This is a genomic window from Pseudoxanthomonas sp. SORGH_AS_0997, from assembly GCF_031453535.1.
Taxonomy (GTDB): Bacteria; Pseudomonadota; Gammaproteobacteria; order Xanthomonadales; family Xanthomonadaceae; genus Pseudoxanthomonas_A; species Pseudoxanthomonas_A winnipegensis.
This window is the reverse complement of the sequence record NZ_JAVIZI010000001.1, coordinates 4,051,642-4,069,555: the sequence shown is the minus strand read 5'-3', so window position 1 is coordinate 4,069,555 and position 17,914 is coordinate 4,051,642. Positions and strand designations below refer to the sequence as shown.

The following is a 17,914-nucleotide window of genomic DNA, read 5'->3' as shown; positions in this document are numbered from 1 at the left end:
TGCCCCAGCGAAATTGTTGCGATTGTAACCAGTTCGCCGGCAGGCGCGCTCAGTCCTCGCCCTGGAACGCCCCGGCCCTGTAGGTCAGCACCAGCGTGTCGCGGTGCCCGGCCTCGCCGGCCGGCTGGATCGGGGTGGACTCGTGGATCACCCGCGCGTCGTCCAGCAGCAGCGCCGACCATGGCTGGGCCAGGGTGAAGCGCTGGCCGTGGGTGCCTTCGGCCTCGAACACCCGCGTCTCGCCACCCTTGATGTCCACCCGATCCACCAGCAGCACCACCACGAAGTCCACGCCGTCGCGATGCGCGCCCTCGGGCGTGGGCCGGCCGATGCCGTCGGTCGTGTCGATGCGGAACTGGTGCGCCTCGATGAACCAGCGCGCCTGCCCGCGCAGCCGGGCGAACAGCCGGCCGAAGCCGTCGATCAGGCCCGACCACGCCGGCAGCGCCAGCGTCCGCGCCTCGACCGGCTCGAACCAGCGGTGCATGCCGCCGTGCAGGGCGTTGTAGTCCTCCGACTGCCAGTGCGCGCGATGCGGCGCCAGCGTCAGCGCGTCGCCCTCCTGCACGAAGCAGGCGTGGCGGCGACGGCGGTAGCGCCCACCATCGCGCAGGTAGGTGTCCACCGCCAGATCGTCCCAGCCCGGCGCGAGCGCGGCCAGCGCCGCCTCGTCGCAGCCGGCGATGCTGCCCACCGCCGCACGGTCGAGCACGGCGTAGCCGTCCACGCGCATGCGCTCGAGCACCTCGGCGGCCGGGGTCAGGGGAGGATTCGGGGAAACACGCATGAGCAGGCGCCGTATCGGGGAAGCGGCGGCGATGGCGGCCGCGGAACAGCCGGAAATTCTACACGCGGCCCCAGACGCGCCCTTGCCCTTGGCGTTGAACAGACACAGCGGGCGCGGGCCCCGTTCAGCGCATGGCGGCGCCAGAGCGCGGGCAAGAAAAAACCCGCCATGAAGGCGGGTTCTTCTTGGAGATGGCAGCCCCGGAAGGATTCGAACCTCCGAATGCCTGAGTCAGAGTCAGGTGCCTTACCGCTTGGCGACGGGGCTATGGTGCAGCTGGGCGGCGAAGTATACGAACCACGCCGCCCAGGGTAAAGCGTAAAACGATCAGCGCTTGGAGAACTGCGTGGCGCGACGCGCCTTGTGCAGGCCGACCTTCTTGCGCTCGACTTCGCGCGCATCGCGGGTCATGAAACCGGCCTTGCGCAGCTCGGACTTCAGGGTCTCGTCGTACTCGACCAACGCGCGGGCGATGCCCAGGCGGATCGCGCCGGCCTGGCCGGTGGTGCCACCGCCGGCGGCGGTCACGACGATGTCGAAGCTCTCGGTGTTCTTGGTCAGCTCCAGCGGCTGGCGCACGATCATGCGCGCGGTCTCACGGCCGAAGAACTCGTCCAGCGGACGGTCGTTGACGGTGATCTTGCCCGAGCCCTTGCGCAGGAACACGCGGGCGGTGGAGGACTTGCGACGGCCGGTGCCGTAGTTCTGAGTGATAGCCATGATTAGATGTCCAGGACCTGCGGCTGCTGTGCGGCGTGCGGATGGTTGGAACCGGCGTAGACCTTCAGCTTGCGGTACATGGCGCGGCCCAGCGGGCCCTTCGGCAGCATGCCCTTGACGGCGGTCTCGATCACGCGTTCCGGATGACGCTCCAGCGCCTGCTGCAGGGTCTCGGTCTTCAGGTTGCCGATGTAGCCGGTGAAGCGGTGATACTTCTTGTCGGTGAGCTTCTTGCCGGTGACAGTGATCTTCTCGGCGTTGATGACCACCAGGTAGTCACCGGTGTCGACGTGCGGGGTGTAGACCGGCTTGTGCTTGCCACGCAGGCGGCGGGCCAGCTCGGAGGACAGACGGCCCAGCGTTTTGCCGGAGGCGTCGACGAGGTACCAGTCGCGCTGGACGGTCTCGTTCTTTGCGGTGAACGTGCTCATGGAAGAAGCTCTTGTGTTTGGTCGGGCGGATTGCGCGTCCGGCGAACAGCCAGGGCGCGGAACTTTGCCACGCGTTGTGAAGGGTGAAACGGAAGGCGCGGAATTGTACGGATGCCGGCCTGGCATTGCAAGTGGCCGCCTGCGGCGGGTTGGCAGGCGGCCACGGCGCGGGGGAACATGTCCCCATGGCCGCCTGCCGCGGCGCCTTTCGGACCGACCCGCTCCGCCATGACCGTCACCCGCCTGCATTCGCCGCTGGACCGCCTGCTGGACGAAGCCCAGCGCGCACTGGAGACCACCCTGGGCAGCCCCTCGGCGCAGCGTCCCTATCCGGCCGCCGCCACGCCCGAGATCGCCCTGGACCCGGCCGAGCGCCGCCACGCGGCCGGGCTGATGCGCATCAACCATGTCGGCGAGGTCTGCGCGCAGGCCTTGTATTCGGGCCAGGCCGCCGTGGCGCGCGACCCGGCCACCCGCGCCCACCTGCTGCACGCCGCCCAGGAGGAAACCGACCACCTGGCCTGGTGCGCGCGGCGCCTACGCGAACTGGACAGCCGGCCCAGCCTGCTCAATCCCCTGTGGTACTCGGGCAGCTACGCCATCGGCGTGCTGGCCGGCCTGCGCGGCGACGGCTGGAATCTGGGCTTCGTGGTCGAGACCGAGCGCCAGGTGGAGGCCCACCTGGACGAGCACCTGGACATCCTGCCGCCGGCCGACCTGCGCAGCCGCGACGTGCTGCAGGTGATGAAGGCCGACGAGGCCCGCCACGCCGACCAGGCCGAAGACGCCGGCGCCCGCACGCTGCCCTTCCCGATCCCCGGCGTGATGCAGTTCGCCTCGCAGGTGATGAAGACGGTGGCCTACCGGCTCTGAGCGGGTGCGGCTGGGCGGCAGGCGCCCGCTGCCGCTACTGGGGCAAAGCCCTTAGCTTTTGAAGCGAGGGCCGGCAGCCAGCCGATCTCGCCCCTCGCAACGAAGCAGCTCCGTGGGAGCCGCCATGGCGGCGATGAGGCTTTACCGGAAAAGTCCTATCGCCGCCATGGCGGCTCCCCCCTGTAGAGCGGAGCTTGCTCCGCTGCGGCCTTCCCCACGAACCGAACGAAGAGCAGCGGAGCGAGCTCCGCTCTACAGACGGGCGGCTGCTGAGGAGGACAGTTGCTCCCACCCAGCAGCGCCCTGCGCGCGTGATCCAGGTGCAGGGCGATTAGCTCTGCCTCACAGGCCCAGTTACGACACCAGCTTCAGGCCGACGACGCCGGCCACGATCAGCCCGATGCAGGCCAGCCGCGCGGGCGAGGCCGACTCGGCGAACAGCAGCATCCCGGCCACCGCCACGCCGGTGGCGCCGATGCCGGTCCACACCGCATAGGCCGTGCCGACCGGAATGCCCTTCATCGCCTGGGTCATCAGCCACAGGCTGGCGCCGGCGGCCAGCATCGTGCCCACGCTCGGCCACAGCCGGGTGAAGCCTTCGGTGTACTTCAGGCCCATGGCGAAACAGATTTCCAGCAGGCCGGCGGCCAGCAGATAGAGCCAGGACATGGCGAGTTCTCCTTTGCATCCAACAACGTTTTGAAACGCGCAGGGCCGTAAAAAGCGAAACGGCCCGGGCGCGAGCCCGGACCGTCGTCGGTCATCCTGCGGCGCGGCCTTAAGGGCCGCGGGCGGGTCGTCCCGCCTTGATATCAGGACTTTACGTCAGGCCCGTGCAACCGCGCCTGACCCGCGCCCTCACTCGGCCAGGTTGCGGCCGTGGAAGAGCTCCTCGATCTCGCGCTTGAGCAGGCTCTCGATCTTCATGCGCTCCTTGAACGAGAGGTTGCGCGCCTTCTCCTCGAACAGGTACTGGTCCAGGTCGAAGTCGGTCAGGTGCATCTTGGTGTGGAAGATGTTTTCCTGGTAGACGTTGACGTCGATCATCTCGTAGCGCGACTTGATGTTCTTGGCCATGAAGTCCTGGATCGAGTTGATCTTGTGATCGATGTAGTGCTTCTTGCCCTTGATGTCGCGGGTGAAGCCACGGACGCGGTAGTCCATGATCACGATGTCCGACTCGAACGACTCGATCAGGTAGTTCAGCGCCTTCAGCGGCGAGATCACACCGCAGGTGGCCACGTCGATGTCCGCGCGGAAGGTCGCGATGCCCGCCTGCGGATGGGTCTCCGGATAGGTGTGGACGGTGATGTGGCTCTTGTCCAGGTGCGCGACCACCGCATCGGAGATCACCTCCTTGCCGGCCTGCTTCTTGTCGATCACCGGTTCCTCGGAAATGAGGATGGTGACCGACGCCCCCTGCGGGTCGTAGTCCTGGCGCGCGACGTTGAGGATGTTGGCGCCGATGATTTCGGCCACATCCGTCAGGATCTGGGTCAGGCGGTCGGCGTTGTACTCTTCATCGATGTACTCGATGTAGCGCTGGCGCTCGTCCTCGGACACGGCATAGCAGACGTCGTAGATATTGAAGCTCAGCGCCTTGGTGAGGTTGTTGAAGCCCTGCAGCCTCAGACGCGGCAGTGGTTTGACCACGGCAGTGGGACCTGTGAAGGAAACGGGTGAAGGGGAGAATTATGGGGCAAATGCCCTGACGGTGAAATGACACCGCACCGCGCATTGCCGTGAGCGACACATTCAGACTAAGCTCGCTGACATTCGCTTCAGTTCAAGAGCCGACATGAAAGCAGGTCTTCCACCGAGCCTGACCCGTTCGCCGGCCGGCGCGCTGATCCCGGATCTGACGACCATCGAGTCGTTTCTGTCCAACAGCCACCGCCGCCGCTACCCCGCCCGGGCCGATGTCTTCCGCCCCGGCGACCCGGCTGGAACCCTGTACTACGTGGTCAGCGGCTCGGTCAGCATCCTGGCCGAGGAAGACGAGGACCGCGAGCTGGTGCTGGGCTACTTCGGCCCGGGCGAGTTCGTCGGCGAGATGGGCCTGTTCATCGAGTCGGACAAGCGCGAGGTGGTGCTGCGTACCCGCACCCAGTGCGAACTGGCCGAGATCAGCTACGAGCGCCTGCACCAGCTCTTCGGCGGCCAGCTGGCCTCGGATGCGGCCAAACTGCTGTTCGCCATCGGCACCCAGCTCTCGCGCCGCCTGCTGGATACCAGCCGCAAGGCCAGCCGCCTGGCCTTCCTGGATGTGACCGACCGCATCATTCGCACCCTGCACGACCTGGCCCACGAGCCGGAGGCCATGAGCCACCCGCAGGGGACCCAGCTGCGCGTCTCGCGCCAGGAGCTGGCCCGTCTGGTCGGCTGCTCGCGCGAGATGGCCGGCCGGGTGCTGAAGAAGCTGCAGGCCGACGGCCTGCTGCATGCCCGTGGCAAGACGGTGGTGCTGTACGGGACGCGCTGATTGTGGCCCCCTCGGCGCGGGGCGCCGTGGGGCGGGATTCGGGATTCGGGATTCGGGATTCGGGATTCGGGATTCGGGATTCGGGATTCGGGATTCGGGATTCGGGATTCGGGATAGCAGTGTTTGCTACGCGGCGGCGGGTGCGCCGTCGTGGTTGCGGGCGGTAAGGCGGCGTTCGCTTTTCTGGGGGCGGGGCGCGCGATGATCGCGGCCGGGATGCGGTCGCCGAGGGCGTCGCATCTGGTCTGTCCCAGTCCCCTGCCCCGCGAGATCGCGATGCGCCGTGCCTTTTTGATCCTGCTGGCGTTGCTGTGCGTGGCGCTGTCGGCGCTGTCGGCGCCGCCTGCGCAGGCGGACGAGGCCTTCGCCCGGCTCGGGCGCGGGGTCAACATCCTCGGCTACGACCCGATGTGGAGCGACCCGGCCAAGGCGCGCTTCCGCCCGCCGCTGTACCGCACGATCCGCGACGGCGGCTTCCGCACGGTGCGGGTCAATCTGCAGGCCTTCGCCCACATGGACGCGGACAACCGCCTGGACCCGGCCTGGCTACGGACGCTGGACACGGTGGTCGCGCAGGCCACGGCGGCGGGCCTGAACGTCATCCTGGACGAGCACGACTTCCACTCCTGCGCCGCCGACGCGGCCGTGTGCCGGGCCAAACTGCTGGCCTTCTGGAGCCAGATCGCGCCGCGCTACCGCCAGGCGCCGTCCTCGGTGCTGTTCGAGATCCTCAACGAGCCCAACGGCCAGATGACCAGCGAGGCATGGAACGCCCTGCTGCGCGATGCGCTGCGCATCATCCGCCGCGACAACCCGACCCGCACGGTGGTGATCGGCCCGGCCAGCAGCAATGCCTACACGGCGCTGGACCGCCTGAGCCTGCCCGACGACGACCCGCACCTGCTGGTCACCGTGCACTACTACAACCCGTTCCGGTTCACCCACCAGGGCGCGTCGTGGGCGCCGGCGGAGATCCGCGACCACACCGGCGTGCGCTGGGGCAGCGCGGCCGACCGGGCCAAGCTGTACCACGAGTTCGACCGCATCGCGGCCTGGGCGCAGGCGCATCATCGGCAGATCCTGCTGGGCGAATTCGGCACCTACGAACAGGCCCCGGCGGACGACCGGCTGGCGTGGACCGTGGCGGTGGTCAATGCCGCGGAGAAGCGCCATTTCGCCTGGGCATACTGGCAATTCGAAGGCAGCTTCGGCACCTACGACATCGACCGCGGCAAGTGGATCGCCTCGCTGCACCATGCGCTGGTGGACAGCGACAGCGCCTACGCCGGCCGCTGACCGCGGGGAAACCTTGCAGGTTGCGACGTGCGGCGACCTGCCGCGCTTGCGCGGATCAAACGCCGGTGGCGTCGCCGGCGCGGTCGCGGCAGCCCCAGTTGAGGATGGGCGTGCCGGCCGGCAGCACGCGGCGGAACAGCTCCACCGCGCTGTGCTTGGGATTGACCACCACCGCGCGCCGCGCGGCCTTGAGCAGCGGCAGGTCGGCCGTGCTGTCCGAATAGGCCATGGCGATCTCGCCATAGCCCTGCTCGCGCAGCATGCGCATCTTCTCTTCGTGATGGCAGTGGCGGCGCGCGGCCACGGCGCCGAACTTCGGGCCGACCACGGTGCCGATCACCGGCACGTCCTGGTGGGCGACGAAGGACAGGATCGCGCGGGCCAGCTCCGGCGGGGCGCCGGTGGCCACCACCACCCGGTCGCCGGCGGCGCGATGGGCGGCGAAGACCTCCAGCGCGGCGGGCAGCAGCCGGGCCTGCATCTGCGCGCGGTTGGCCTCGACATAGCGATCGATCAGCGCATCCAGGTCGCGGCGGCGGTGCAGGCCGAAGGTGGCGATCCACACATAGCCGGAGATGCCGCGCCGGCGCGTGGGCAGCATCGCCACCAGCGGCCCCAGCAGCGGGGTCAGCGCCAGCGCGGCCGCCGTACGCAGCCAGCTGCGCCGGATCAGCCAGGCGAACAGATGACTGCCCGAGTCGCCGTCGTACAGGGTGTGGTCGAAGTCGAACACCACCACCGGCGCGTCGGCGGCCGGCACCGGGTGCGGCCCGGCCGCGCTCATGCGGCGAAGAACAGCTGGCGCAGCGACTCGCCCGGCTCGGGCGTGCGCATGAAGGTCTCGCCGACCAGGAAGGCGTGCACACCCTGCCCGCGCATCGTGGCCACATCGTCGGCGGTGACGATGCCGCTCTCGGTCACCAGGATGCGGTCGCGCGGCACGGCGTGGCGCATGTCCAGGGTGTTGTTCAGCGACACCTCGAAGGTGCGCAGGTTGCGGTTGTTGATGCCCAGCAGCGGCGCCGGCACCTGCAGCGCGCGTTCGAGCTCGTCGATGTCGTGGACCTCGACCAGCACATCCATGCCCAGCCGCATGGCCAGGTCGGCCAGCGACACCAGCTGGTCGTCGTCCAGGGCCGCGACGATCAGCAGGATGCAGTCGGCGCCCAGCACGCGCGCTTCGTACACCTGATAGGGATCGATGGTGAAATCCTTGCGCAGCACCGGCAGGGTGCAGGCCTCGCGCGCCTGCTGCAGGTAGGCGTCGGCGCCCTGGAAGAAGTCCACATCGGTCAGCACCGACAGGCAGCTGGCGCCGCCGAACTCGTAGCTCACCGCGATCTCGGCCGGATTGAAGTCCGCGCGGATTACGCCCTTGGAAGGGCTTGCCTTCTTGACCTCGGCGATCACGCCCGGCTCGCCGGCGGCGATGGCCCGGCGCAGCGCGTCGGCGAAGCCGCGCACGGGCGAGGCGTCGCCCACGCGCGCGATCAGGTCGTCCAGCGGAACCTGCGCGCTGCGCGCGGCGATTTCCTCGCGCTTGCGGGCCAGGATGGTGTCGAGGATGTCGCTCATGGGGTCTTGTGCATGCCGCGTGCGGCGCGGCTGGAGGGGAATTGTCGCATTGTCGCCCGTCGCGGGCCTGACCCGGCGGTCAGGGGCCGCCGTAGGCGCGCTCGACCCGCGCGATCCGCAGCTCGAAGTGGCTGTACCAGTCGCGGCGGCCGGTGGCGCGGACCGCAGCGTGCTCGGCATGGGCGCGCCAGGCGGCGATGGCGGCTTCGCTGTCCCAGTAGGAGATGGTGATGCCGAAGCCATCGGCGCCGCGCGCCGATTCCACCCCGAGGAAACCGGGCTGCTGGCGCGCCAGCGCGACCATGCGCGCCGCCGCCTCGCCATAGGCGGCGTCATCGCCCGCGCTGCGACGCGAGGAGAAGGCCACCGACCAGTACGGCGGCCTGGGCAGCGTGGCGAAGGCGGCGTCGCTCACGACAGCGCGCGGGTGAAGTCCACGTACTGGCGCAGCTTGTCGGCGGCGCGTCCGTCGGCGATGGCCGCGCGCGCCGCCTCGATGCCGGCGGCGATCGAGTCGCGCACCCCGGCCACATACAGCGCCGCGCCGGCGTTGTAGGCGACGATGTCCAGCGCCGGGCCGGGCTCGCCGGCCAGCACCGCGCGCAGCATCGCGATGGACTGCTCGGGGCCGTCCACCTTGAGATTGCGGCTGGCCGACATGGCGATGCCGAAATCCTCCGGATGCAGTTCGTACTCGCGCACCTTGCCGTCGCGCAATTCGCCCACCAGCGTGCCGGCGCCGAGCGAGAGTTCGTCCATGCCGTCGCGCCCCCACACCACCAGCGCGCGCTCGGCGCCCAGCTGGTGCAGCACCCGGGCCTGGATGCCGACCAGGTCGGGATGGAACACGCCCATCAGGATGTTCGGCGCGCCGGCCGGGTTGGTCAGCGGCCCCAGGATGTTGAAGATGGTGCGCACACCCATCTCGCGGCGCACCGGCGCGACCACCTTCATCGCCGGGTGGTGGATGGGCGCGAACATGAAGCCGATGCCGGTGGCGGCGATGGCCTGGGCGACCTGCTCGGGCTGCAGCTCAATGCGCGCGCCCAGGGCCTCGAGCGCGTCGGCGCTGCCGGACTTGGACGAGACGCTGCGGTTGCCGTGCTTGGCGACCTTGGCCCCGGCCGCGGCGGCGACGAACATCGCGCAGGTGGAGATGTTGAAGGTGTGCGAGCCATCGCCGCCGGTGCCGACGATATCGACCATGTGCGTGCGATCGGCCACCTCGACCGCGCGCGAGAACTCGCGCATCACCGTGGCCGCGCCGGCGATCTCGCCGATGGTCTCCTTCTTCACCCGCAGTCCGGTGATGATGGCGGCGGTCATCAGCGGCGACATCTCGCCGCGCATGACCTGGCGCATCAGGCCGACCATCTCGTCGAAGAAGATCTCGCGATGCTCGATGGTGCGCTGCAGGGCCTCCTGCGCGGTGATCGTCATGCGCGGGGCTCCAGGAAGTTCTTCAGCAGCGCGTCGTGGCACCGGGTGAGGCGGGTAAAGCTGTCGTGGCTGTCGATCATCGGCAACATGCAGGACCTGTCCATGCGTTTCCAAAGGCCTGGCGTCTTCCAAAGGCAATCGAGCCCGCATCGGTACCCCGATCGCCTCGGGGGCCCGCGACTGGAAGGACGCCGTGCCGGGGCCGGGATTCTCTCACGTCCAAGCGCAAGCCGGTCCGGTGCCGCCGCGGGCAGTCCGCCAGTGCCCGAGCGTCACCTGGACTCACTGGAACTGCTTGCGCAGGCTCAACGTGATCGCCCGGCCGATCGGGTCGAGCAACTCCGGCTGGTAGCTCGCAGGCACCGCGCCGGTGCCGTCGAGCACCTTCACGCGCCTGTCGAACAGGTTGGCGACCGTCAAGGTCATGCGCGTGCCCCGTAACCACGGATGATTCTGCGCCAGCGGCGTGCGGCCCGTGTTGGCGAAGGCGCGCAGGTTGAACGTCGTCAGACCCGAAAAATCCAGATTGCCGGTCTCCGCGCCACCGCCCTCCGCACGGGTGCCGCTGCGCGACGTGAAGCTGAGCCGTACGCCATACGCCGCGCGCGTATAGGCGATGCTGCCGTCGATCTGGTTGCGCGCCACGCCGCCGCTGCCGCCGATCGCATCGCCGCCGAGCAGATTCAGCCACGGCAGGCCGTTGCGAATCAGGACGCGGTCGGAAAACACCACGGTGTCGTACAGCGACCACACGATCTGCCCCTGCATCATCGAGGCAGGCATCCCCCCACCGAAGCCACGCCCGCCGCCGCCACCGAAGCCCCGATCGCCTCCGCCCTGCCAACGTCCCTCGCGGGCCCGATCCGGCGGCGGGGCATCGCCTCCCGTGCCTCCCGGGCTTCCAGCGCCGCCATCGGCCGCATTGCCGCCACCGCGTGCGGCGAAGCTGGCACGCGTCATGTCAGGCGGCGGCGACGCGTTGCTGAAGAAGCCGGCGACCGAATGCGCATCGTTGACCCCGAAGCGCAGTTGCCGACGCCGTTCCTCGGCGAAATTGAGCGGGCGGCTGTCCACTTCGACCAGGTTGCCGTCGTCGTCGGTGAGGAAGCGGTCGCTCAGCGCCGCCTGCAGGGCCGCGGTAGCCGGCGGCAGGCTGCCGACCGGATCGCGCGTGTCGGTGTCGCTGTAGTTGAAGACAATGGACAGTCGCCGCTGATCGAACGGCTTGATGTTGATGCCGGCCCGGAAACGGTGCTGGTCGCTGGCCAGCAGATCGGGATTTCCGCCACTGATCGAGGTGACGCTGACGGTTTGCCCGGTGGCGTAATCGAACACGCGCGTGCCGATGCTGGTGATGACCGGGTTGGCCAGCTGAGTCAGGGTGGGCGCGGTCTTGCCGGCGTCGAGGTTGGCGGTGAACGTGAGCCGTGTCAGCGGCGACCAGCGAAGGCCATAGCCCCAGCGCTGCAGGTCCTGGCCGTAGTCGGAAAGACGATCGAGCTGCGCATGCGCGTTGATCGACAGGTCGCCGAACCTGCCGAGCGTCTCCTGGCCGCGATTGATCAACGGCACCTCGATGCTCGCGGTCGCGCTGGCATCGTTGCGCTTGAAGTCGGCGATGCGCTGCCGGCCGCCCATGCGCGCCACATTGTCGATGCGGCTGTCGGTGTCGGCCAGGCCCAGGCTCACGATCGCATCGCCGGCCGGCAGCTTCAGCAGCGTACCGTTCACCAACACTTGCAGGTTCTTCGTGTCGGCCAGCGAAGTGGCGATGTTGGGCGCGTTGCGCGGGAACATCGCCCCGGTCAACAGGCCGTAGGGGTCGAAGTCCGCGTCGCCCGCATCCAGCAGCGCCTGCGCCGCGCTGTTGTCCACGCCGGCATCGGTGACGGTGCGGCTGCCGGCACGGTTCCAGTAGCCCACCACCGAGAGATGCCAGGCACTGTCGAAATCGTGGTTGAGCGTGCCGCCGAAGCGGCTGCTCCAGCCTTTCGAATGCTGGCCCAGCACCACCGGCACATAGCGGTACACACGCTGTCCGTCGGCGGACTGCGCGAAGGGATCATCCGCAGGGACGTCCAATGCGGTGCCGGCATAGCCGCGCTCACCGTCGCTGGTATTGAGGTTGCCGGTGTAGTTCAAGGTCAACGAGGTGCGATCCCCCAGTGCCCTGCTCAGGACCGCGTTGCCATCCACGGCGTGACTGGCGTTGGCGAGGCTGCGCGCGGCGCGTGGGTCCAGCGGATCTTCGGCCTGCGCGTCATAGCCCGGCTGCACCGGCACGGTCGCGATGTCGCGCTCGTCCTCGGTCAGCATCGTGTTGGCCGTGTATTTCAGGTCCAGGTTGAGGCGATCGTCGTCGTGCAGGATGAAGCGGTCCAGGTCGGCGACGCCGGTTTCCATGCCGCCCGCGCTCGGTGCGCTGCCATCCAGCTGCGCGGTATAGCGATTGAAGCGCGGCACCAGCACGACATTCACCACCTTCTGGTCGGGAGGATAGCCGTACAGCAAGGCCTCCTCTTCCGGCAGCACGTCGACGCGGCGGATCGCTTCGGTGGGAATGTCCTTGATTTCCTGCATGCCGGAAATCCGCTTGCCGTTGAGCAGCACGATCGGCGTCGAATCGCCACTGTCGCTGGTGGTCATCGGCGCGATCAGGCCGAGCAACTCCTCCACGGTGGAGGCGCCATAGCTCTGCACCTCCATGCGCCCCAGCTGCAGCTCCGGCCGGAGCGTGCCGAGGGCCGCGCCGGGTTCGCTCGGGAGACGACTCGCGGTGACCTTCACCGCGTCGAGCGTATCGATGGGAGAGGCGACCTCCCCGCCCTCGCCCTGCGCCGGCGACGCCGCGGCGGGCGCGGATTGCTGGGCATGCGCCGTGCCGGCGATCAGGGCGAGCGCGAGTAAGGGTCGAGGTAATCTCATATCGCCTACAACGCGCCAAGTGCGACCGCGTTGACAGGCGGCCGTGATGAAGTGGAGGCCCTGCGGCTAACGCGCCGGACCCATCATGGGGCGCCCTTCAAGCCGTGCGCTCCAGGAAGTTCTTCAGCAGCGCATGGCCGTGCTGGGTCAGGATGGACTCGGGATGGAACTGCACGCCTTCCACCGGGAACTCGCGGTGGCGCAGCCCCATGATCTCCTCGATCGAGCCGTCCTCGTTCTCGGTCCACGCGGTGACCTCCAGCGCCGGCGGCAGCGTGGTCTTGTCGACCACCAGCGAGTGGTAGCGCGTGGCCTCGTAGCGATCCGGCAGACCGGCGAACACCCCGCGCCCCTCGTGCCGGATCGGTGAGACCTTGCCGTGCATGATGCGGCCGGCGCGGATCACATCCCCGCCGTAGGCCTGGCCGATGCTCTGGTGCCCCAGGCACACGCCCAGGATGGGCGTGGTCGCGCCCAGTCGCTCGATCACCTCCAGCGACACCCCCGCCTCGTTAGGCGTGCACGGGCCGGGCGAGATCACGATGCGCTGCGGCGCCATCTCCACGATCCGGTCCACATCCAGCGCGTCGTTGCGCACCACCTCCACCTCAGCACCCAGCGACTGCAGGTACTGCACGAGGTTGTAGGTGAAGCTGTCGTAGTTGTCGATCATCAGCAGCATGGCGGTGTACTCACTGCGCGATCAGGAAGACCGCATAGACGTTTTCGGAAAGGGTGAGGGTGCCGGCTTCGAGCGATTCGCCGTCGGCCGGGCGCAGCGTTGGGTCCACCCGCGCGCCGACGTCGGCCGAAGGCGGCGGTGGTGCCGGCGGGAACGGCGATTCCGGGCTTCGCCATGTCCCGGCCTGGATGCCGTAGCTGAAGGCGGGCGCCACGTCGGAGATGGTGTACAGGCCGGACAATCTGACGCCGTAGGCTTTTGCCAGCGCTTCGGCCGCCTGTCGCGATTGCGCGGCCGCTTCGCCCTTCAAGGTCGCGCGCAGCGCGGCCTCGTCGCGGTAGCCGGGCGTGACGCCCGAGAGCTGCAGGAACTCGCTGGTCTTCAATTCACCCAGGAAGGCGCGGGTGTCTTCCAGCGTGCCGAAGGCCACCGCCAGTCTGCGCGTGACTTCCGTGCCCTTGAACACCTCGCGCCCCTCTTCGTACGCATGCGCTGGCTTGATTTCCATCGTGGCCGCCTGGATCGAGCCGGGCAAGGCATGGTGGCGATGGAAGGCCGCCAGCACGTTGGTCGCATCGGCCTGCACCTTGCTGCGCGCGACCTCAGGCGACGGATCGACCCGATCGAGCGTCACCACCACGCCGAAGCGATCCGGCCGCACCTCCCGGTGCGCCTCGCCCTTGACCAGCAGATGCGGCTGCGCGGGCAGGCTGTTGATCTGCGCGGATGCGACCACGGGGCACAACAGGGCCAGCAGTATCCAGAGACGTTTCATCGCACCGCTCCTGCGTTGGGCAACAGGCCGGCCAACGGCCTGTCGGATGATCCAGGCGTGTTCATCGCACCAGGCGCGCCACTTCGGCGATCAGCGCCTCCACCGCCTCCGGGCGGGTGGCCCAGGAGGTGACGAAGCGGATCACGGCATGGCTGTCGCTGTGCGGCGCCCAGCGCTCGAAGGCGGTCAGGCGGGCCAGCGCCTCGATGTGCGCATGCGCCAGCACGGGGAAGATCTGGTTGGTCGGCGAGTCGATCAGCATCTGGACGCCGGCCGCCTTCAGGCCCGACTGCAGGCGCTGGGCCATGGCGTTGGCGTGCGCGCCGAGTTCGACGAACAGCGCGTCCTCGAACAGCGCCTCGAACTGGCAGCCCACCACCATGCCCTTGGCCAGCATCGCACCACGCTGCTTGATCAGGTAGCGCAGGTCGGCCTGCAGCGCCGGCTCGACCACCACCAGCGCCTCGCCCAGCAGGGCGCCGTTCTTGGTGCCGCCGATGTAGAAGGCGTGGGTGAGCGCGGCGATCTCGGCCAGGCCCAGGTCGTCGCCGGCGGCGGCCAGCGCGCAGCCCAGCCGCGCACCGTCGAGGAACAGCAGCAGGCCGCATTCGTCGCAGAGGTCTCGCAGCGCCTGCAGCTCGGCGCGGGTGTAGAGCGTGCCCAGCTCGGTGGTGTGCGAGACGTACACCAGGCGCGGCTTGACCATGTGCTCGCTGGTGTTGGCGGCCAGCAGGCCGCGCACGGCGTCCACGGTGAGCTTGCCTTCCACGTGCGGGGCGACCAGCACCTTGTGGCCGGTGGCCTCGATCGCGCCGGTCTCGTGCGTGGCCACGTGGCCGGTGTCGACCGCGATCACCGCCTCATGCGGGCGCAGGAAGGCGGAGATCGCCAGCAGGTTGGTCTGCGTGCCGCCGGCCAGGAAATGCACCTGCGCCTGCGGCTGGCCGCAGCGCGCGCGGATCAGTTCGGCCGCGCGCAGGCTGTGGCGATCCAGGCCATAGCCGGTGTTCTGCTCGGCGCTGGCCTGGGTCAGCGCCTGCAGCAGCCGCGGATGCGCGCCTTCGCTGTAGTCGTTGCGGAACGAGGCCAGTCTGGTCATGCCGTTCCCGTCCATCACAGTCCCTTGGCGGCCTGCGCGACCGCGCGGAACAGGGCGCGGCCCTTGTTCATGGTTTCCTTCCATTCCAGATCCGGGTCGGAGTCGTAGACCACGCCGCCGCCGGCCTGCACGTACAGGTGGCCGTCCTGGATGACGGCGGTGCGGATGGCGATGGCCGTGTCGGCATCGCCATGCCAGCCGATGTAGCCGACGGCGCCGGAATAGACGTTGCGCTTGACCGGCTCGAGTTCGGCGATGACCTCCAGCGCGCGGATCTTCGGCGCGCCGCTGACGGTGCCGGCCGGGAAGGTCGCGCGCAGCACGTCGGCGTAGCTCAGTCCCTGCTTCAGCTTGCCGGTGACCTCGCTGACGATGTGCATGACATGGCTGTAGCGCTCGATCACGAACTGCTCGCCCACCTCCACCGTGCCGGGCTCGGCCACGCGGCCGACATCGTTGCGGCCCAGGTCGATCAGCATCACGTGCTCGGCACGCTCCTTCGGATCGGCCAGCAGCTCGGCCTCCATGGCCGCGTCCTCCTCGGGCGTATGGCCGCGGCGGCGCGTGCCGGCGATCGGGCGCACGGTGACGGTATCGCCCTGCAGGCGCGCCAGGATCTCCGGCGACGAGCCGACCACCTGGGTGCCACCGACATCGATGAAATACATGTACGGCGAGGGATTGAGCGCGCGCAGCGCACGATACACATCGACCGGACGCGCGCGGAACGGCACGCGCAGGCGCTGGCTGGGCACGACCTGGAAGATGTCGCCGGCGCGCACGTATTCCTGCGCGGTGCGGACCACGGCGTGGTACTCCTCGCGGGTGAACGAGGAGCGGAAATCGCCCTCGTCGATCGCATCGGACAGCTGCGTCTGTGGATAGCCGGCCCCGGCCTGGCGCAGGCGGTGCGCCAGCTCGTCCAGGCGGCGGTTGGCCTTGGCCCAGGCCTGCGGCTGGGTGGGGTCGGCGTGCACGATCAGGTACAGCCGTCCCTTGAGGTTGTCGAACACCGCCAGCTCTTCGGAGAGCATCAGCAGGATCTCGGGGGTGTTCAGCTCGTCGGGCTTGTCCACCGCCAGGCGCGGTTCGATGTAGCCGATGCACTCGAAGCCGAACCAGCCCACCAGCCCGCCGGTGAAGCCGGGCAGGCCCTCGAACCTGGGCACCGAATGCGCGGCGCGCAGCGCCTCGACCTCGGCCAGCGGATCGGCGACATGGCGGGACTCGACCACTTCGCCGTAGTCGCGCGTTTCCAGGGTGTGGCCGCGCACGGCGTACACGCGCCGGGCGGGCAGGCCGATGATCGAATAGCGGCCGAAGCGCTCGCCGCCCTCGACCGATTCGAACAGATAGGTATAGGGACCGTCGGCGAGCTTGAGATAGACCGAAAGCGGCGTGTCCAGGTCGGACAGCACTTCACGGACGACGGGGATGCGGGTGTGGCCTTCAGCAGCGTGCTGCTGGAACTGCTCTGCGGTGATCAAGAGGACATTCCTTACCGAACGCGGGGGCGGGACGGACGACGGCAACAGGCCACCATCGCCACGCGCGGCGAGCGGAAAGGGAGGAACGCTTGGTCGTCACGGCGGGCACGGGCGGTACTTTACCGCACTGCGGCAGGCGTGCAACGCGGACTGGGCCGGCCGGCGTCAGCCGGTGGCTGCGAGGCGCGGCCGGCAGGTCCTGCAGGCGCGTCATCCGCAGATGCCGCGGGCCGACCCCGGCTTGGCGATCGACGGGAGCGACTGCCCGCCAGGCACCGCCGTATCCTGCCCCTTACTTCCATCACGAACCGCGCCATGTCCGACCTGCCTGCCCTGCCCGCCACGCCCCCGGGGCGCTACGTCCACTACAAGGGCGGCCAGTACGAGGTGATCGGCGCGGTGCGTCATAGCGAGACGCTCGAGCCGCTGGTGCTCTACCGCGCGCTCTACGGCGAAGGCGGCCTGTGGGTGCGGCCGCACGCGATGTTCTTTTCCGAGGTGGAGATCGACGGCGCGCGCCAGCCGCGCTTCCGCCGCCTCGACGGGGTGGCGTGAACGCATCGGCGATCGCGCTGCGCCAGGCGGTCTGGCCCGATGACGGCGCGCTGTTCGCCGCGCCGGGCTCCGTCGACAGCGCGACGTATCGCTTCGACCCGGTAGCCGGGACGCGCTTCATGGAGTGCGTGCTGCCGATCGCGGGCTGAGCGCGGCGGCTGGGGCGCATTGACGGCGCCGGCCCAAAAGAGAACAATTCTCATCAGCCACGCCCGTCGTGCGTTCGCACGCGTCCGCTCGAACCCCAAGGCCAGCCCTCCCCCGCCGCCTGCCGCCCTGTCGCAGGCCGGTTCCTGCTTCTCGATGGGATGTCTGATGTCTTGCCTTGCCTGCGTGTCGTTACCGTCCGGCCCCGCTCCTGCGTGTGCAATCCCTCCATGCGCGCCCGAGGCGACGCGGCCATGAGCGCGGCCTCCATGCGCGGCGGCGCCGTCTCCTCGTCCTGGTTCCGCCGGCCCTGGGTGGGTGTGCTCTCGCGCAGCCTGGCGGCGATCTTCGGCGGCTATGCGCTGGCGGCCAGCACCGGCGCGTTCTTGGCGGTAGCGCTGCCGATCGCGCGCAGCCAGGCGGTGCTGACCGGCATGCTGCTGGCGATCCTGGTGTGCGCCTGCGCGGCGCTTTGGGCCTTCGCCACGGCCAGCGCCTGGAAGGCCTGGGCCGGGATCCTGATCCCGACCGCGCTGCTGGCTCTGACTACCTGGCTGCTCAAGGTGCTGGCATGAACGCAGGGCCGCCGGTTCGCAGCCCTGACCGCGCCCAACGGCCGCGTGGCACGCAGGGAATCACG

At 69.1% G+C, this 17,914-nt stretch carries 20 protein-coding genes and 1 tRNA gene; 6 read left to right on the top strand and 15 right to left on the bottom strand.

The window, feature by feature from the left end:
- Nucleotides 1-49: 49 nt before the first annotated feature.
- From QE438_RS17760 to rplM, 4 genes are all read right to left on the bottom strand, one after another.
- Complete coding sequence (locus QE438_RS17760) at nt 50-787, bottom strand: 2OG-Fe dioxygenase family protein (RefSeq protein WP_306993724.1); 738 nt, start codon at nt 785-787, stop codon at nt 50-52.
- Nucleotides 788-979: 192 nt separating this feature from the next.
- Nucleotides 980-1,054, bottom strand: a tRNA-Gln gene (locus tag QE438_RS17755).
- A 60-nt stretch (nt 1,055-1,114) separates the two neighbouring features.
- Nucleotides 1,115-1,507, bottom strand: a complete 393-nt coding sequence (gene rpsI / locus QE438_RS17750; RefSeq protein ID WP_130515233.1) for a 30S ribosomal protein S9 — start codon at nt 1,505-1,507, stop codon at nt 1,115-1,117.
- A gap of 2 nt (nt 1,508-1,509) precedes the next feature.
- Nucleotides 1,510-1,938, bottom strand: a complete 429-nt coding sequence (rplM, locus tag QE438_RS17745) for a 50S ribosomal protein L13 (protein WP_130515231.1) — start codon at nt 1,936-1,938, stop codon at nt 1,510-1,512.
- A gap of 228 nt (nt 1,939-2,166) precedes the next feature.
- Here rplM and coq7 point away from each other — a divergent pair, with 228 nt between their 5' ends.
- Nucleotides 2,167-2,811, top strand: coding sequence for a 2-polyprenyl-3-methyl-6-methoxy-1,4-benzoquinone monooxygenase (gene coq7 / locus QE438_RS17740; protein ID WP_130523740.1), 645 nt, complete (start codon nt 2,167-2,169; stop codon nt 2,809-2,811).
- 354 nt (nt 2,812-3,165) lie between these two features.
- On the opposite strand, the gene sugE is transcribed toward coq7, so the two are convergent.
- On the bottom strand, nt 3,166-3,480 hold the full coding sequence (sugE, locus tag QE438_RS17735) for a quaternary ammonium compound efflux SMR transporter SugE (protein ID WP_130515227.1): 315 nt from the start codon (nt 3,478-3,480) through the stop codon (nt 3,166-3,168).
- 189 nt (nt 3,481-3,669) lie between these two features.
- Nucleotides 3,670-4,464 (bottom strand): adenosylmethionine decarboxylase, encoded by a 795-nt coding sequence (gene speD, locus QE438_RS17730; RefSeq protein ID WP_130515225.1) that lies wholly within the window; start codon nt 4,462-4,464, stop codon nt 3,670-3,672.
- 145 nt (nt 4,465-4,609) lie between these two features.
- Between speD and crp the strand changes: the two genes are divergently transcribed.
- Both crp and QE438_RS17720 read left to right on the top strand, forming a co-directional pair.
- On the top strand, nt 4,610-5,293 hold the full coding sequence (crp, locus tag QE438_RS17725; protein ID WP_130515220.1) for a cAMP-activated global transcriptional regulator CRP: 684 nt from the start codon (nt 4,610-4,612) through the stop codon (nt 5,291-5,293).
- Nucleotides 5,294-5,569: 276 nt separating this feature from the next.
- Nucleotides 5,570-6,589 (top strand): cellulase family glycosylhydrolase, encoded by a 1,020-nt coding sequence (locus tag QE438_RS17720; RefSeq protein WP_306993727.1) that lies wholly within the window; start codon nt 5,570-5,572, stop codon nt 6,587-6,589.
- A gap of 55 nt (nt 6,590-6,644) precedes the next feature.
- On the opposite strand, the gene QE438_RS17715 is transcribed toward QE438_RS17720, so the two are convergent.
- The 9 genes from QE438_RS17715 to trpE form a co-directional block, all read right to left on the bottom strand.
- Nucleotides 6,645-7,373 (bottom strand): haloacid dehalogenase-like hydrolase, encoded by a 729-nt coding sequence (locus QE438_RS17715; RefSeq protein WP_306993729.1) that lies wholly within the window; start codon nt 7,371-7,373, stop codon nt 6,645-6,647.
- Nucleotides 7,370-8,164, bottom strand: a complete 795-nt coding sequence (gene trpC / locus QE438_RS17710) for an indole-3-glycerol phosphate synthase TrpC (RefSeq protein WP_130515216.1) — start codon at nt 8,162-8,164, stop codon at nt 7,370-7,372. Before trpC ends, QE438_RS17715 begins: the two co-directional genes overlap by 4 nt.
- A 79-nt stretch (nt 8,165-8,243) precedes the next feature.
- The gene (locus QE438_RS17705; RefSeq protein WP_130530537.1) at nt 8,244-8,579 is read right to left on the bottom strand and encodes an antibiotic biosynthesis monooxygenase; all 336 of its coding nucleotides are present in this window, start codon (nt 8,577-8,579) and stop codon (nt 8,244-8,246) included.
- On the bottom strand, nt 8,576-9,604 hold the full coding sequence (gene trpD, locus QE438_RS17700) for an anthranilate phosphoribosyltransferase (RefSeq protein ID WP_131658504.1): 1,029 nt from the start codon (nt 9,602-9,604) through the stop codon (nt 8,576-8,578). Before trpD ends, QE438_RS17705 begins: the two co-directional genes overlap by 4 nt.
- Before the next feature lie 282 nt (nt 9,605-9,886).
- Nucleotides 9,887-12,529: a hypothetical protein gene (locus tag QE438_RS17695; protein WP_307184059.1), complete on the bottom strand. Its 2,643-nt coding sequence runs from the start codon at nt 12,527-12,529 to the stop codon at nt 9,887-9,889.
- Nucleotides 12,530-12,626: 97 nt separating this feature from the next.
- Complete coding sequence (locus QE438_RS17690; protein WP_306993734.1) at nt 12,627-13,211, bottom strand: aminodeoxychorismate/anthranilate synthase component II; 585 nt, start codon at nt 13,209-13,211, stop codon at nt 12,627-12,629.
- A gap of 10 nt (nt 13,212-13,221) precedes the next feature.
- Complete coding sequence (locus tag QE438_RS17685; RefSeq protein WP_306993736.1) at nt 13,222-13,986, bottom strand: SIMPL domain-containing protein; 765 nt, start codon at nt 13,984-13,986, stop codon at nt 13,222-13,224.
- A gap of 61 nt (nt 13,987-14,047) precedes the next feature.
- Entirely contained in the window at nt 14,048-15,085 is a 1,038-nt protein-coding gene (locus tag QE438_RS17680; RefSeq protein WP_306993738.1) for an aminotransferase class I/II-fold pyridoxal phosphate-dependent enzyme, read from the bottom strand.
- 14 nt (nt 15,086-15,099) lie between these two features.
- A complete protein-coding gene (trpE, locus tag QE438_RS17675) occupies nt 15,100-16,572 on the bottom strand; it encodes an anthranilate synthase component I (protein WP_130523763.1) in 1,473 nt (490 codons plus the stop codon).
- Nucleotides 16,573-16,887: 315 nt separating this feature from the next.
- Here trpE and QE438_RS17670 point away from each other — a divergent pair, with 315 nt between their 5' ends.
- From QE438_RS17670 to QE438_RS17660, 3 genes are all read left to right on the top strand, one after another.
- On the top strand, nt 16,888-17,127 hold the full coding sequence (locus QE438_RS17670) for a DUF1653 domain-containing protein (RefSeq protein ID WP_130515180.1): 240 nt from the start codon (nt 16,888-16,890) through the stop codon (nt 17,125-17,127).
- A complete protein-coding gene (locus QE438_RS17665) occupies nt 17,124-17,276 on the top strand; it encodes a hypothetical protein (RefSeq protein WP_306993741.1) in 153 nt (50 codons plus the stop codon). The genes QE438_RS17670 and QE438_RS17665 overlap by 4 nt, the downstream gene beginning before the upstream one ends.
- A 252-nt stretch (nt 17,277-17,528) precedes the next feature.
- Complete coding sequence (locus QE438_RS17660) at nt 17,529-17,849, top strand: DUF3649 domain-containing protein (RefSeq protein WP_306993743.1); 321 nt, start codon at nt 17,529-17,531, stop codon at nt 17,847-17,849.
- Nucleotides 17,850-17,914: the final 65 nt, after the last annotated feature.

Coding starts and splice junctions, on each gene's coding strand:
- QE438_RS17660 (WP_306993743.1), top strand. CDS start 17,529: ATGAGCGCGGCCTCCATGCGCGGCGGCGCCGTCTCCTCGTCCTGGTTC.
- QE438_RS17720 (WP_306993727.1), top strand. CDS start 5,570: ATGCGCCGTGCCTTTTTGATCCTGCTGGCGTTGCTGTGCGTGGCGCTG.
- QE438_RS17685 (WP_306993736.1), bottom strand. CDS start 13,986: ATGAAACGTCTCTGGATACTGCTGGCCCTGTTGTGCCCCGTGGTCGCA.
- QE438_RS17670 (WP_130515180.1), top strand. CDS start 16,888: ATGTCCGACCTGCCTGCCCTGCCCGCCACGCCCCCGGGGCGCTACGTC.
- QE438_RS17680 (WP_306993738.1), bottom strand. CDS start 15,085: ATGACCAGACTGGCCTCGTTCCGCAACGACTACAGCGAAGGCGCGCAT.
- trpC (WP_130515216.1), bottom strand. CDS start 8,164: ATGAGCGACATCCTCGACACCATCCTGGCCCGCAAGCGCGAGGAAATC.
- QE438_RS17695 (WP_307184059.1), bottom strand. CDS start 12,529: ATGAGATTACCTCGACCCTTACTCGCGCTCGCCCTGATCGCCGGCACG.
- coq7 (WP_130523740.1), top strand. CDS start 2,167: ATGACCGTCACCCGCCTGCATTCGCCGCTGGACCGCCTGCTGGACGAA.
- crp (WP_130515220.1), top strand. CDS start 4,610: ATGAAAGCAGGTCTTCCACCGAGCCTGACCCGTTCGCCGGCCGGCGCG.
- trpD (WP_131658504.1), bottom strand. CDS start 9,604: ATGACGATCACCGCGCAGGAGGCCCTGCAGCGCACCATCGAGCATCGC.
- QE438_RS17690 (WP_306993734.1), bottom strand. CDS start 13,211: ATGCTGCTGATGATCGACAACTACGACAGCTTCACCTACAACCTCGTG.
- sugE (WP_130515227.1), bottom strand. CDS start 3,480: ATGTCCTGGCTCTATCTGCTGGCCGCCGGCCTGCTGGAAATCTGTTTC.
- rplM (WP_130515231.1), bottom strand. CDS start 1,938: ATGAGCACGTTCACCGCAAAGAACGAGACCGTCCAGCGCGACTGGTAC.
- rpsI (WP_130515233.1), bottom strand. CDS start 1,507: ATGGCTATCACTCAGAACTACGGCACCGGCCGTCGCAAGTCCTCCACC.
- QE438_RS17760 (WP_306993724.1), bottom strand. CDS start 787: ATGCGTGTTTCCCCGAATCCTCCCCTGACCCCGGCCGCCGAGGTGCTC.
- QE438_RS17715 (WP_306993729.1), bottom strand. CDS start 7,373: ATGAGCGCGGCCGGGCCGCACCCGGTGCCGGCCGCCGACGCGCCGGTG.